15 protein-coding genes are annotated in these 14,215 nt (G+C 63.1%); 1 reads left to right on the forward strand and 14 read right to left on the reverse strand.

The genetic code is table 11. From position 1 onward, the window contains the following. Window positions 1-36: 36 nt before the first annotated feature. Together nusA and rimP are read right to left on the reverse strand one after the other, a co-directional pair. Window positions 37-1,632 (reverse strand): transcription termination factor NusA, encoded by a 1,596-nt coding sequence (gene nusA, locus NLY33_RS01915; RefSeq protein ID WP_023669555.1) that lies wholly within the window; start codon window positions 1,630-1,632, stop codon window positions 37-39. A gap of 47 nt (window positions 1,633-1,679) precedes the next feature. Next, window positions 1,680-2,324, reverse strand: a complete 645-nt coding sequence (rimP, locus tag NLY33_RS01920) for a ribosome maturation factor RimP (protein ID WP_023669554.1) — start codon at window positions 2,322-2,324, stop codon at window positions 1,680-1,682. Between the two features lie 335 nt (window positions 2,325-2,659). On the opposite strand from rimP, the gene NLY33_RS01925 reads away from it, so the two are divergent. Beyond that, window positions 2,660-2,824, forward strand: coding sequence for a hypothetical protein (locus NLY33_RS01925; RefSeq protein WP_023669553.1), 165 nt, complete (start codon window positions 2,660-2,662; stop codon window positions 2,822-2,824). A 42-nt stretch (window positions 2,825-2,866) separates the two neighbouring features. Here NLY33_RS01925 and trmB read toward each other — a convergent pair whose 3' ends face one another. From trmB to tsaB, 12 genes are all read right to left on the reverse strand, one after another. Beyond that, window positions 2,867-3,568 carry a tRNA (guanine(46)-N(7))-methyltransferase TrmB gene (gene trmB, locus NLY33_RS01930; RefSeq protein ID WP_023688742.1) on the reverse strand — a complete coding sequence of 234 codons (702 nt, stop codon included), beginning with the start codon at window positions 3,566-3,568 and terminating at the stop codon, window positions 2,867-2,869. A 139-nt stretch (window positions 3,569-3,707) separates the two neighbouring features. Next, complete coding sequence (gene metK, locus NLY33_RS01935) at window positions 3,708-4,973, reverse strand: methionine adenosyltransferase (RefSeq protein WP_023703481.1); 1,266 nt, start codon at window positions 4,971-4,973, stop codon at window positions 3,708-3,710. A gap of 222 nt (window positions 4,974-5,195) precedes the next feature. Beyond that, complete coding sequence (locus NLY33_RS01940) at window positions 5,196-5,615, reverse strand: helix-turn-helix domain-containing protein (protein ID WP_023669550.1); 420 nt, start codon at window positions 5,613-5,615, stop codon at window positions 5,196-5,198. A gap of 137 nt (window positions 5,616-5,752) precedes the next feature. After that, window positions 5,753-7,345 (reverse strand): apolipoprotein N-acyltransferase, encoded by a 1,593-nt coding sequence (gene lnt / locus NLY33_RS01945; protein ID WP_023703482.1) that lies wholly within the window; start codon window positions 7,343-7,345, stop codon window positions 5,753-5,755. Window positions 7,346-7,422: 77 nt separating this feature from the next. Further along, window positions 7,423-7,893: a VOC family protein gene (locus tag NLY33_RS01950; protein ID WP_023703483.1), complete on the reverse strand. Its 471-nt coding sequence runs from the start codon at window positions 7,891-7,893 to the stop codon at window positions 7,423-7,425. A gap of 20 nt (window positions 7,894-7,913) precedes the next feature. Further along, window positions 7,914-9,008, reverse strand: a complete 1,095-nt coding sequence (locus NLY33_RS01955) for a hemolysin family protein (protein WP_023682011.1) — start codon at window positions 9,006-9,008, stop codon at window positions 7,914-7,916. 28 nt (window positions 9,009-9,036) lie between these two features. Further along, window positions 9,037-9,543 carry an rRNA maturation RNase YbeY gene (ybeY, locus tag NLY33_RS01960; RefSeq protein ID WP_023703484.1) on the reverse strand — a complete coding sequence of 169 codons (507 nt, stop codon included), beginning with the start codon at window positions 9,541-9,543 and terminating at the stop codon, window positions 9,037-9,039. A gap of 17 nt (window positions 9,544-9,560) precedes the next feature. Further along, entirely contained in the window at window positions 9,561-10,553 is a 993-nt protein-coding gene (locus NLY33_RS01965) for a PhoH family protein (protein WP_027049340.1), read from the reverse strand. 83 nt (window positions 10,554-10,636) lie between these two features. After that, a complete protein-coding gene (gene miaB / locus NLY33_RS01970; protein ID WP_023703485.1) occupies window positions 10,637-12,046 on the reverse strand; it encodes a tRNA (N6-isopentenyl adenosine(37)-C2)-methylthiotransferase MiaB in 1,410 nt (469 codons plus the stop codon). A gap of 76 nt (window positions 12,047-12,122) precedes the next feature. After that, a complete protein-coding gene (gene olsA, locus NLY33_RS01975) occupies window positions 12,123-12,923 on the reverse strand; it encodes a lyso-ornithine lipid O-acyltransferase (RefSeq protein WP_023708183.1) in 801 nt (266 codons plus the stop codon). A gap of 28 nt (window positions 12,924-12,951) precedes the next feature. Beyond that, a complete protein-coding gene (rimI, locus tag NLY33_RS01980) occupies window positions 12,952-13,446 on the reverse strand; it encodes a ribosomal protein S18-alanine N-acetyltransferase (RefSeq protein ID WP_023669542.1) in 495 nt (164 codons plus the stop codon). Next, window positions 13,446-14,123 (reverse strand): tRNA (adenosine(37)-N6)-threonylcarbamoyltransferase complex dimerization subunit type 1 TsaB, encoded by a 678-nt coding sequence (gene tsaB / locus NLY33_RS01985; protein ID WP_023703487.1) that lies wholly within the window; start codon window positions 14,121-14,123, stop codon window positions 13,446-13,448. The genes rimI and tsaB overlap by 1 nt, the downstream gene beginning before the upstream one ends. Window positions 14,124-14,215 lie beyond the last annotated feature (92 nt).

Here is a 14,215-nt window from a genome sequence, read left to right on the forward strand (position 1 = left end):
CGTCCTGGGGCGGGTTGTGTGCGATGCGGTTTCACCTCACGCACCAACGGCTTCGTCAGCCGGGACCTGTTCGGCTGCAAGCTCGTCTTCGGTGATCCAGCCGGCCTTGAGGCGGGCTGCCAGAACCATCTGCTCGGCGTCGGCGCGCGACACGCCGTGATTGGCGAGCACACCCGGGAATACCTTGGTCTCGCCGTCCTTGCGTTCCTTCCAGCCGGTCAGGTCGTCGGCGGCATAGCCGGCGAAATCCTCGATCGTCTTCACGCCATCCTCGCCGAGCGTCACCATCATGGCGGTGGTGACGCCAGGGATCTCGCGCAGTTCGTCGGTGACGCCCAGCGCCTTGCGCTTGTCGTCATGCTCGGCTTCGATCTTCTCCAGATATTCGCGGGCGCGGGTCTGGATCTCCGAAGCGGTGTCTTCGTCGAAACCGTCGATCGAGGCGATCTCGCCCGAATCGACGTAGGCAACTTCCTCGACGCTGGTGAAGCCTTCGGAGGCCAACACCTGGCCGACCATCTCGTCGACATCAAGGGCTTCCATGAACAGCGACGAGCGTTCGACGAATTCCTTCTGGCGGCGCTCAGACTCCTCGGCCTCGGTCAGGATGTCGATGTCCCAGCCGGTGAGCTGCGAGGCAAGACGCACGTTCTGGCCGCGACGGCCGATGGCCAGCGACAACTGGTCGTCGGGAACCACCACTTCGATGCGCTCGGCATCCTCGTCGAGCACCACCTTGGCGACTTCCGCCGGCTGCAGCGCGTTGACGATGAAGGAGGCGGCCGAAGGCGACCACGGAATGATGTCGATCTTTTCGCCCTGCAATTCGCCGACCACGGCCTGGACGCGGCTGCCGCGCATACCGACGCAGGCGCCGACCGGATCGATCGACGAGTCACGCGAAATGACGGCGATCTTAGCGCGCGAGCCTGGGTCGCGGGCGACCGACTTGATCTCGATGATGCCGTCATAGATTTCCGGCACTTCCATGGTGAAGAGCTTGGCCATGAACTGCGGATGGGTGCGCGACAGGAATATCTGCGGGCCGCGCTGTTCGCGGCGCACGTCGTAGACATAGGCGCGGACGCGGTCGCCGTACTTGTAGTTTTCGCGCGGGATCAGCTCGTCGCGGCGGATAATCGCCTCGCCACGGCCGAGATCGACGATGACGTTGCCATATTCGACGCGCTTGACGGTGCCGTTGACGATCTCGCCGATGCGGTCCTTGTATTCGTCATACTGGCGGTCGCGCTCGGCCTCGCGCACTTTCTGCACGATGACCTGCTTGGCTGACTGGGCGGCGATGCGGCCGAAATCCATTGGCGGCAGCTGTTCGGCGATGAAGTCGCCAAGCTGGGCGTCCGGATTGCGCTCGCGGGCCGAGGAAATGGCGATCTGGGTGGCGTAGTCGTCGACCTTCTCGACCACTTCCATCAGCCGCTGCAGCTTCATCTCGCCGGTGTTGGCGTTGATGTCGGCGCGGATGTTGGTTTCCTGGCCGTAGCGCGAGCGCGCGGCCTTCTGGATCGCATCAGCCATGGCGGCAATGACGATCGACTTGTCGATCGACTTTTCACGCGCCACCGCGTCGGCGATCTGCAGCAGTTCAAGTCTGTTGGCGCTTACAACCATCTTATTTCTCCCGAGCTTGTTGCCGAGCTTTTAGGCCCGGCCGCTCATCATAGTTCCTGTTCGATTTCGTCTTCCGCGCCGCCTTCAGCACCTTCGGGTGCATCATCAGCTTCGCCGCGGCGTTTCTTGGCTTCCTTGCGTTCCCGGTTGTCCTTCGAAAGGGCATCGCGAATAAGGTCGTCGGTGAGGATCAGCCGCACATCGGCGATCGCGTCATAAGGAATGCGAACCGTCGGCTCTTCGCCGTAGGCGGCCTTGTCGCGCTCGAGCAGCATGTCGTCTTCGCCGGCTTCGGCGATCTTGCCCTTGAAGCGCTTGCGGTCGGCGACCGGCACCGAGGTTTCCATCTTCACCAGATGGCCGGTCCAGGTGACGAAATCCGACTTGCGTACCAGCGGCCGGTCGATGCCCGGCGACGACACTTCGAGATGATAGGCCTTCTCGATCGGGTCATCGACGTCGAGCGCCGGCGACACAGCGCGGCTGACCTCTTCGCAATCCTCGACGGTCATGGTGCCGTCCTCGCGTTCGGCCATGATCTGCAGCGTCAGGCCGTTCTGGCCCGACAGATGCACCCGCACGAGGCGGAAGCCAATGCCTCGCAACACCGGCTGAACGATCAGCGCGATGCGCGCATCGATACCGCTTTCGCGGATGATGCGGTCGTCGGCTTCGCTTGCCGTTGCAGTCATGCGGTTCCTGTCGTTCTCTGGATCAGGATGATCGTCGTCCCGAACCATCTCTTTGCTGATGGCTGACCGGCAGGTAATAAAAAAGAGCGGGACCGGGTGGACCCACTCTTCGTCATACCGACCAAGAATTTGAGGCTGATATAGACGATCCCGGCCGGTGTTTCAAGTCTGTTGACGGGCCGGGCAGAGTGCAGCCGGGGACGGCTGGCAGGATTGCGCGCGGCGCATGCCGGCTATGCGGTAACGGCCCTGTGATCCCGGATTTCACATCCCTATCTATGTTGCACTGCACAAATCAAAGATGAGCGCGCGGTGGCGCGCGAAAGGTCAAGACAATGAGCAACCGTACCGTGTTTTCCGCCATAGGCGACGCCTTTGCCCTGTTCGGCAGCGCCGTTGCCGCCTCGCGGGCCGTCGAAGCCGGCCGCAAGCCGCGCGCCAACGATCTGCGCCGGCTCGGCATGGACCCGACCGCTTTCGGCAAGATCGGCCGTTTCTGAAGCCAGACCGGCTGTTGATGCGGGACACTTTCCCGCATCGAACTATTTTCTGATGAAGGTGAGATAGGCCGGCCGTCGGCCCTCGCGAATGGCTTTCGCCTCGTAGCGTGTGCCCGGCCAGCCTTCATAGGGCCGATGCCAGTCGGCCCCACCTTGCGCCTGCCAGAGGAGCGCGCCATGCGCCCGACAGTGCAACAAGGTCCAGTTCACATAGGTGTCGATGTCGGATGCGAAGCGGAATTTTCCGCCCGGCTTCAGCACGCGCGCGAACCGATCGAGGTTGAGCGGGCTGACGAAACGCCGCTTCCAGTGCTTTTTCTTCGGCCAGGGATCGGGGTAGAGCAGATCGATGCCGTCGAGCGACGCCTGCGGCAACCAATCGAGCAGGCGCGTGGCGTCGTCATCATAAACGCGAAGATTGGCAAGCGGCTTTTCCCGCACCGCCATCATCAGCTTGGCCATGCCGTTGACGAACGGCTCGACACCGATGAAGCCGGTCGCCGGTGCCTCCGTGGCACGGTGCAGCAGATGCTCACCGCCGCCGAAGCCGATTTCCAGCCGAACCGTTGAAACATCCGCTGAGAATAGCGCGCGCAATTCTGCCGGCGCCTGGACGGAGAGGTCGAGGCCATAGGCCCCAAGACCGCTTTCCAGCGCCGCCGCCTGCTGCGGGCGAATGGTCTTGCCGTGCCGGCGGCCGAAGAACCCTTCGGTCGCGCGGCTCCGCCTGTCCTGTGGATCCATGGCCTGGTCGCGCGCCGCGCTTAGATTGAGATGAGATTTGGGATTGAGATGAGATTTGGCTGAAATCTCATCTCAATCTAATCCTTTGTTGGAGCACGATCTTTTCCAAAAAACCGGTACCCACTTTTTCGAATCATGCCTAAGCAGCGATCGCGTCCTTGAGCGCCTTGGCCAGATCGGTCTTTTCCCAGGAGAAGGACCCGTCTCGGCCGGCCTTGCGGCCGAAATGGCCGTAGGACGAGGTCTTTGCGTAGATCGGCTTGTTGAGGTCGAGATGCCTGCGGATGCCGGATGGCGACAAATCCATCACCGTGCGCAGCGCTTCCTCGAGCTTGGCCTCGTCGACCTTGCCAGTGCCGTGCAGGTCGACATAGACCGACAGCGGCTGGGCAACGCCGATGGCGTAGGACAGCTGGATGGTGCAGCGGTCGGCGAGCTTGGCCGCCACTACATTTTTGGCGAGATAGCGCGCCGCATAGGCGGCGGAGCGGTCGACCTTGGTGGTGTCCTTGCCGGAGAAGGCGCCGCCGCCGTGCGGGGCAGCACCACCGTAGGTGTCGACGATGATCTTGCGGCCGGTCAGGCCGGCGTCGCCGTCCGGTCCACCGATGACGAACTTGCCCGTCGGGTTGATGTACCACATGCAATCGTCGGCGATCTTGAGGTCGCCGAGCGCCTCACGGATGTAAGGCTCAACGACCTTGCGGACCTTCTTGGAATCCCAGGTCGCGTCGAGATGCTGCGTCGACAGCACGATCTGCGTCGCTTCGGCGGCTTTGCCATCGACATAGCGAACGGTGACCTGGCTCTTGGCGTCGGGTCCGAGCTTGCCGGCTTCGCCGTTGTTTTCGTGACGGGCAGCGGCGAGCAGTTCGAGAATCTTGTGGCTGTAATAGATCGGCGCCGGCATCAGGTCCGGGGTCTCGCGGCAGGCATAGCCGAACATGATGCCCTGGTCGCCGGCACCCTCTTCGCCCTGGCGGTCGGCGGCGTTGTCGACTCCCTGGCCGATGTCGGGCGACTGGCCGTGCAGCAGAACCTCGATCTTTGCCGTCTTCCAGTGGAAGCCGGCCTGCTCGTAGCCGATTTCGCGGATCGCCTTGCGGGCGACCGACTTGAACTTGGCCGGGTTGACGACCGAATGCCCGGCGGCGTCCTTGAGCATGTTGCCGGCTTTGTCCCGCTTCAGCAGAGTATCGGGAACCCTTACTTCGCCGGCGATGACGACGCGGTTGGTGGTTGCGAGCGTCTCGCAGGCGACCCGGACTTTCCATGGGTCCATGCCGGTCTTCTTGGCCTCGCGATAGACCAGATCGACGATCTCGTCCGAGATGCGGTCACAGACTTTGTCGGGATGACCCTCGGCCACGGATTCCGAGGTGAAGAAGTAGTTCTGCCGCGTCACGGGTGTCCCCTCTTGAAAAAACGATCGGCAGGACTGCCGATTTTGGCGCGCCACGTGTTAACGGTGCCGGGCGCCGCTCGTCAAGCGGTGCCGCGGTTCTGGCATGAGTGCCGCAGCAATATATCTTGTACCACCGGCGGCTTGGCACCGCCGGCAGTCGAGCCTCTGGGCTACTCGGGCCCGGGGGATTACTGGGGCCAATGGGTCAATCGACCCACCGAATCACTCGGCATCTTCGGCAGAAAGGGACTTCACAAGGTCGATAATCCGGCGGCGCACCTTCACATCCGCGATCTTGACGAACGCGCGGTTGAGCTGAAGCCCTTCCGGACTGCCGCAGAATTCGACGGCGAAAGCCATCGAAGTGTCCTCGGCAAATCCTCTATTACCCACCGGCTCCTGCCCTGGCGCATCCTCGAAAAAGAAGGCGACAGGCACGCTGAGTATCGAGGCTATTGCCTGCAGACGGCTGGCGCCGACGCGGTTCGTTCCTTTTTCATATTTTTGGATCTGCTGAAACGTAATACCGAGATTTTCACCAAGCTTTTCCTGGCTCATTCCAAGCATATTGCGCCGAAGGCGGACGCGACTTCCGACATGGATGTCGATCGGATTCGGTTTCTTCTTGTTTTCTTCTGTCATTTTTTCCTCGCCGAATTTTTCCGGCCTTTTCTATTTTTCTCGCCCAAACGAAGCCGGAGCCAACTGCCCCAACAGAAACACCAACCGACTTCGAGAAAATTAGGCGGTAACAGTATGAGTTTCTAATGTGTCGACTGTCAATTCACCCGTAGCCGTTGCCTTACGTTCAAGCTGAGGGCGATTGCGGCAAACACCAACATGATCAGCATTCCGTTAATGCGCCGCCCCGCGGCGGAGATGAAGGCTTGGCCGGAGATCGGCACCCGCACGTCGATGGCGCCACGTGCATCGACCGCCAATGCGTCGACGATGCGTCCCCGCGTATCGACAACGGCGGAAATGCCGTTGTTGGCGGCGCGCAACAGCGGCAATCCGTTTTCCACCGCGCGAATCTGAGCCTGCCTGAAATGCTGGTACGGCCCAGGCGTGTCGCCGAACCATGCGTCGTTGGTGACGTTTACAATAAGCTGGGATGACGTTGCGTGAACAGCCACAAGATCAGGAAAGATCACCTCGTAGCAAATAAACGGCAAGGCGCTGATGCCGCCGGGCAAAGCGATCGGATGGCGTTCGTTGCCGGCGGCGAAATTCATCGGCCCGGCGACGAGTTGTCCGATGCCGAAGCGGCTGAGCAGACCGGAAAACGGCAGATACTCGCCGAACGGCACCAGATGGACCTTGTCGACGGCATCAGCGATTTCGCCCTTGTCATCGATCGCCACCACCGAATTGTAGTAGCGGCTGTCGGCATCCGCCCCCGATCCGCGCTCCTCGCGCACGACGCCGGCAATCAGCATCTGACCAGGCTGCAGCATGTCGCCGAGCGCGGTCAGCGCGTCCGGACGCTCGGTGAACAGGAACGGTACCGAGGTCTCCGGCCACAGGATAAGTTGCGGTTTGTCATGACCGGGATCGGACGCTGCGGCCGACAGGCCCATCATCGTGGCGAAGATGCGGTCGCGCACCGAGGCGTCCCATTTTTCGCTGAGGTCGACATCCGGTTGCACGATACGGACATCGAGAGTGCGGGTTGTCGGCTTCTCGGGGGTCGCGAGCCTGACATAGCCGAAGCCGGCATGGGCGGCGACGAGAATGGCAAGCAGGACCACACCGAGACGGACATGCCGGCGTGCTGCAAGCAAGGCCGGCATGGCGAAGACAAAGACCGCCAGCGCGTTCATGCCGACCATGCCGGTCACCGACACGCTTTGCATCAACAGCGGCACGGGCATCGCCGCATAACCGACGGCATTCCAGGGAAAGCCGGTGAACAGGAAGCCGCGCAGCCATTCCGTCAGGCCAAAAGCAAAGGCAAGGGCGGCAATGCGGCCAATGTCGTTGGTCCATAACAGCCGCGCGACGACGGTGGCGAAGCCGTAGAAAAATGCCAGCGCCAAAGGAATGCCGACGACCGCGAAGGGTAAGGCCCAGGCGAAACTGTCGGCCTCGACCAGAAGCGCCTCACCGATCCACCACAGGCCGGCGAGGAAATAGCCGAAGCCGAACCACCAGCCAATGGCAAAGGCCGGCCGCAGGCGCCTGAGCCAGCCGTCGGAAGCCTCGCCGGTGGCGCCGTCGAGCAGCCAGACCAGCAGTGGAAACGAGACGAAACAGACGGCGAAGAAATCGTATGGCGCCTGGGCGAGCACCGCCAGCGCCCCGGCAAGAAACGCCACCAGCGCGCGCCGCCAGCCCCAAAGCAGAATTATCCGGCCGGCAAGGCGCTCCATACAGACTTCCCAGGTCGCGCGAATCAAGAGCCAAGATTTATCAGATTTATTGAAACGCGAACCGGCCGATCGCTGCGCTATCGGTGCCATCCCTCGATGGTTAGCCCGCTCAGGTGCTCGGCCTCCTCGCGCGGCACCGCGCGCAAGGTCTGGGTGAAGGTCCAGACATGGCCTTCGGGGTCGCGCGCCCGATACTGCCGTTCGCCGTAGAAATGGTCGGCAGGCTCCTCGACGATTTGGGCTCCAGCCGCCATTGCCCGCTCACAATGCACGTCCAGGCCGTCTTTCAGACGCACACAGACCGACTGAGTGTTCTTGCCGCCGACGCTTACCGGACTGGCAATATGATCGGCCCATTCGGAATCGACGATGATGTAGCCGTCGCCAAAACGCATTTCGGCATGGACCAGCCGTCCGTCGGCATCGCTGACCACCATGCTCGGCTCGAAGCCGAAGGCCGTTTCGAGCCATTTCAATGCGGCTCGCGGGTCCTTGTAGAAGACACCCGAGCCAAAGGTTGAGTGCTTGAAGGGATCGTCGATCGTCATCGGCCGGGCAACGTTCTGTCCTAGGCCTGCTCGGTGCGGGGGGCGGTCACGCGGCGGCGACGCTCGCCCTTCTGGTTCTGGACGATGCGCACCCGCTTGACGCGGCGCGGATCGGCGTCGAGCACGTGGAATTCGAAGCCGGGGATGGCTTGCACAACCTCACCACGCGCGGGCACGCGACCGAGCGTGTTGAAAATCATGCCGCCGATCGTGTCGACATATTCACCATGCTCACCGGCGGTAAAGTCCTCGCCGATCATCTTGGCGACCTCGTCGATCTCGGCCTTGCCGTCGACGACGAACACGCCCTCGCCGGTCTGGGTGATCAGCGGCTCGTCCTCGTCATGCTCGTCCTCGATATCGCCGACGACCATCTCGACGATGTCTTCCAGCGAGGCGAGACCATCGGTGCCGCCATATTCGTCGATGACCAGCGCCATCTGGGTTCGCGTCGTCTGCATATGGCCCATCAGGTCGGAGGCAAGCATCGAGGGCGGCACGAACAGCACCGGGCGGATCAGATTGAGGTCGCCGATGGTGCGGCCGAGATCGACCTGGGCGAGGTCGAGAAGCGTCGTTGCCGGCGTCTTCCTGGATGTTCTGCCCTTCTTGACCCGGGCGACCTTGGTGATGTGGGCCAGCACGTCGCGGATGTGAACCATGCCGCGCGGATCGTCGAGCGTCTCGGAATAGACCGGCATGCGGGAATGGCCGGACTGCTCGAACAGACCGAGCAGATCGCCCAACGTCGTGGTGATCTCGACGGCCTCAATATCGGCGCGCGGCACCATGACGTCCTCGACGCGTACCTCGCGCAGGCGCAATATGTTGTTGAGCATGGCGCGTTCGCCGGGCGAGAAAGACCCGGCATCGCTGGTCGTTTCGGCAAGCGCGCCGGCGATTTCCTCGCGCAGGCTGGTGCCGTTCCGCTGCCTGAAAAGGCCCAAGACGCGGTCGAACAGGGACGGACCGGCAGGCGATGGCTCGCTGGCAATACTACCAGAAGCGGGGCTGCCGGAACTGGGACTCGGACTCGATCCCTCTTCCGTCGTATCGGAAGGCTTTGTCGCACTGCCAGCCTCGGGGCGGGCGGCAGTTTCTGGTTTGTCGTTCATCGTCGTCCGGTCAATTGGTCTTTTGTCATTACGTGTAGGGATCGGGAATGGCAAGCCTTGCGAGCGTTGAGCGCTCGATGGCTTCCATCTCCTCGGCCTCTGCATCGGTCTCGTGGTCGTAGCCCAGTAAATGCAGCAGGCCGTGGATGACGAGATGGGTGATATGGTTCTCGAAGGGCTTGTCTTCCAGGGCTGCTTCGCGCGCCACCGTCTCGGCGGCGAGCACGATGTCACCCAGCATCGGCGGCAGCTTGCCACCCCTGGGGAACGGAAAAGCCGGGAAAGACAAGACGTTGGTCGCCTTGTCCTTGCCGCGCCAGCCGGCATTGAGGGTACGGATATGGGCATCGTCGGAAAAGACGATGCTGAGTTCGGAAGGACCGGCAGCAGCGGTTTCGGCAAAGGCAGCCGACACGGCGCGATCGACCAGACGCGTCAGCGCCGCCTCATCGGGCCAGTCGCCGGCCTCGACCGACATATCGATCTCGACGGGAACCGAACTATCCCCGCCGCCAGGTCTTATGTCTTCAGGCATGAGCCCGCATCGTCACATCAGCTCTCGGCGCCGAGGCCGCGCGCCAGCTTGGCGTCGCGGTCATAGGCCCTGACGATTTCGGCCACCAGCGGGTGGCGCACAACGTCGACATCGTTGAAGCGCACGGTTACCGCGCCCGCCACGCCGTCAAGGACACGCAAGGCTTCGACGAGGCCCGACTTGGTGCTTGGAGGCAGATCGATCTGCGTCGGATCGCCGGTGACGATCATGCGCGAATTCTCGCCGAGGCGGGTCAAAAACATCTTCATCTGCATCGGCGTGGTGTTCTGCGCCTCGTCGAGGATGACGGCGGCATGCGCCAGCGTGCGGCCGCGCATGAAGGCCAGCGGCGCGATCTCGATGACCTCGGCGGCAATGGCGCGCTCGACCTTGTCGGCCGGCATCATGTCGTAAAGCGCGTCATAGAGCGGCCGCAGATACGGATCGACCTTTTCCTTCATATCGCCGGGCAGAAAACCCAGCCGCTCGCCGGCCTCGACCGCCGGCCGTGACAGGATGATGCGCTCGACCATGCCGCGTTCGAGCAGCATCGCCGCATGCGCCACCGCCAGATAGGTCTTGCCGGTGCCGGCCGGGCCAATGCCGAAGACAAGTTCCGAACGCTCCAGTGCCCGCATATAGGCGTCCTGGTTGAGCGAACGGGCATAGATCGTCTTCTTGCGGGTGGAGATCTGGGCGGCCGAAACCTTGCCCTTGCGTTCAAGCGTCGGCAGCGTCAGCTGGTCGTCGGCGGCAATCGCCATGCGCACGGCGCCATCGACGTCGGACTGGCCAATGTCGGTGCCCTTCTGGAGAATGCCGTAGAGATTGTCGAGTGCGCGGCGCGCCTGTTCGGCCGCCGAGGCCGAGCCCTTGATGGTCAACTGGTTGCCGCGCGAGCGGATGTCGACGCCGAGCTTCTGCTCAAGCCGGGCCAAATTCTCGTCGAACTGGCCGTACAGGGCGCTGGCAAGCTTGTTGTTGTCGAAAGTCAGAACGATGTGCGCCATGTCAGAGGCCCCGGATGTCTGGTTCTGGGGCAGAGTCTTCACTTCAGCAGCGCTCAACCGTCTCTCCTCATCTGCCGAGGCCATCAAGCCAACTCGGCGAACAGGCTATTGTAGCCCGTCTTCGTGATTCGCACCCGGATAATGTCACCGATTTCGCCGGCCTTTTCATCAACAATAACCGGCTGCAGCCAGGGCGAGCGGCCGACCTTCTGGCCGGCCTGACGGCCGGGCTTCTCGATCAGCGTGTCGATGGTGCTGCCGACCAGGCCAAGGCCGAAATCCTGCTGCTGCTTGAGCAACAATGCCTGCAGCTGTTGCAAACGTTCATCCTTGACCGCTTCCGGCACGTGATCGGGCATATCGGCGCCCGGCGTGCCGGGACGCGGCGAATATTTGAACGAGAAGGCCGAGGCGTAGTTCACCTGGCCCACCAGATCCATCGTCGCCTCGAAATCGGCGTCAGTTTCGCCGGGGAAGCCGACGATGAAGTCACCGGACAGCGCGATGTCGCCGCGTGCAGCGCGGATGCGCTCGAGCAGCGCCAGATAGTCCTTGGCCGTGTGCCTGCGGTTCATCGCCTTGAGGATGCGGTCTGACCCGGATTGCACCGGCAGGTGCAGATAAGGCATCAAAGCCGGGAGATCGCGATGGGCAGCGATCAATTCGTCGTCCATGTCGCGCGGATGGCTAGTGGTGTAGCGCAGTCGCGCCAGGCCGGGAATTTCGGCCAGCCGGAACAGCAGGCGACCAAGCCCCCATTCCTTGCCATCCTCACCCTTGCCGTGCCATGCATTGACGTTCTGCCCCAGCAGCGTCACCTCGCGCACACCGGCATCGGCCAGCCGCTCGGCTTCGGCGACGATCTGCGCCACCGGGCGCGACACTTCCGAGCCCCTGGTATAGGGCACGACGCAGAAGGTGCAGAATTTGTCGCAGCCTTCCTGCACGGTGAGGAAGGCGCTGACGCCGCGCTTGATCATTTCGGCACGCTTCGGCTGCGGCAGATGCTCGAACTTGTCCTCGATGGCGTATTCGGTCTCGACGATCTTCTCGCCGCCGCGCACCCGGGCCAGCACATCGGGCAGCCGGTGATAGGTCTGCGGGCCGATGACCAGATCGACAGCAGGCGAACGGCGGATGATTTCCGCGCCTTCGGCCTGCGCGACGCAACCGGCGACGCCGATCAGCATTTCGCGCCCAACTGCTGCGCGTTCAGCCTTCATGTCGCGGATGCGGCCGAGCTCGGAATAGACCTTTTCCGCCGCCTTCTCCCTGATATGGCAGGTGTTGAGCAGCACCAGATCGGCGTCGGCGATGACATCGGTCGCGGTGTAGCCGTCGGCGGCCAGCGCATCGGTCATGCGCTGTGAGTCATAGACATTCATCTGGCAGCCATAGGTCTTGACGAAGACCTTTTTGGCCGGGGCGGACGCCGCAGCCGCGCTTTGCGAGGCGCTGTCGGTTTCGTTCCGCTCTATCGTGTTCAAATCCATCCGGCGGCTTCTAACGCCTTTCCGTGACAAAAAACAGACGATTCTCGGGCATCGGCCTGTAGGCGCCCGGCCTGCGCTAGCGGCTCGGTCGGGGATCGGCGAGCGCGGCCTGCATCATGGCGCGCACCTTGCTTTCCATCAGCCTCGACGTTTCCTTGCGGTTCGAGCCCTTGGAAAAGGCGATTGGCTCGCCGAAATGCACCTCGACGTCAATGGCGCCTTCGGCCATCAGCACCTTGAGATGCGGCACCAGGTCCTGATCGCCGATCCAGGCAGCGAGCGGCCGGTGGCGGCGGCCGAGGGGCACGCCGTGCACCCGCGTGTAGGCAATCGCCAGCGGCTGGATGAAGACCTGCTCGGCCGCGCCTTCCGAAATCGCCATCGAGGCGGCGCCGAACAAGGTGCTCTTGAACGGCAGGATGGTGTTGCCGTCGCCGGTAGAGCCCTCGGCAAACAGCACCATGGCGTCGCCCTTGGCCATGCGGCTGGCGATCTCGCTGGCCTGGTCGCCAGCTGTCCGCTTGCGCTCGCGTTCGATGAAGACCGTACGCTGCAGTTTCGACAGCCAGCCGATCAGCGGCCATCCCTCCATGTCCGCCCTGGCGATGAAGGTCACATCGGCAAAGGAGCCCAGCACCATGATGTCGGTCCAGGAGATATGGTTCGAGGCGACCAGCAGCGGGCGCTGGCTGGACAGTGCGCCTTTGACATGGATGCGCAGGCCGAGCGTCCGGACGATGAGGCTGTGCCAGACCTTCAGAATGACCGTCTCGCGCCAGATTCCGGTCTTCATCGACAGCAGCTGCAAGGGCACAAGGACCAGCGAACCGACGACAACGAGGCTCAGCGCCAGGAAAATCCTGATTTTTCCGATCATGCAGCTTGGCCCTGCCCCAAAACTTTGGCTAGCGAAGATCGCGGCGCATGACAAGCGCGCCGGTAGGACCATGTTCGGTCGAGCGGTAATAATTGGCGCGGTGGCCGACTTGTCGGAAGCCCAGCCGCCGGTAGAGGGCGATGGCAGCGACATTGGTCTCGTCGACCTCAAGGAACAGCGCCTCGGCGCGCTGCGCATGCAATTCGCGCAGTACCGCGTCCATCAACTGCCAGCCGAGCCCCTGGCGGCGATGCGAGCGCGCCACCGCCACGGTCAGAATTTCGCCCTCGCCGGCTGCAAGCCTGGCCAGCACGAAGCCGACCGGCGGCTTGGCGCCCTGGCCGATTTCGCGCGCGGCATAGCCGAACACGGTTTCCTGTTCGAGCAACGCGGCGAATTCGCCATCGGTCCAGGGCCGGACGAAATCCTCGCGATGCAGCACCGACGCTGCCGGGCTGTCGGCGATGGTCAGCGGCTCGAGCGCATAGTCCCTGCGGCGCGGCTGGAGGAAAGGGATGCGCATTACCGTTTCTGCCTCAACAGGATGAACCCGGCCTGCGGCTTGGCATCGGCGCCGCGCAGATAGAGTGGCTTCGGCTTGTCGCCCTCGCCTTTTGCAGCGGCGAGCCGGGCGTAGACGGCAATGTCGGCGGTGGCAGCCGTCGGGCCGATATCGAAATCGCGACCGGCCGCGGCTGCGATCTGCACGGCGGCCGTGCCGGCAAGCACCGGACGATTGTCCGCCGCCATTCCCGCGGCTTGCGCAAGTGTGGTCACCGCCGGACCATAGCGCAAAATCGTATCTGCGTCGTAAAACGCGGCATGGATCTCCTCGCGGCCTGCATCGAGAGCGGCCAGGATCGGGCGGCCGGGAAATGCCGCCCTCGCCTCGGCCGCCAGCGCCTCCAGTGTCGTTACCCCGATCGCCGGGATCTTCAGCGCCAGCGCCAGGCCGCGCGCCGCCGAGACGCCCACCCGCAGGCCGGTGAAGGAACCCGGACCGATGGAGACCGCAACGGCGCCAAGGCCGGCATAATCGGTGCCGTCCGCTTTCAACGCTTCGTCAATGACAGCCATCAGGTGTTCGGCGTGGCCTTTGCCGAGATCGAGTACCGAGCGGCCGAGCTCTCTGCCGCCCGATGCGTCATAGACGCAAGCGGCGCAGAGATCGGCGGCACAGTCGATGGCGAGCAGTTTCATAGGCGACCGGTTCGAAAAACAGTCTCCCTCTGCCCGCCACGGCGCGCCGCCGCAAGAGCCAGCGCGTAAATTGTTAAGCGGCTTCGCTTCGG

Origin of the sequence: Mesorhizobium sp. C432A (genome assembly GCF_030323145.1) — a bacterium.
GTDB lineage: Bacteria > Pseudomonadota > Alphaproteobacteria > Rhizobiales > Rhizobiaceae > Mesorhizobium.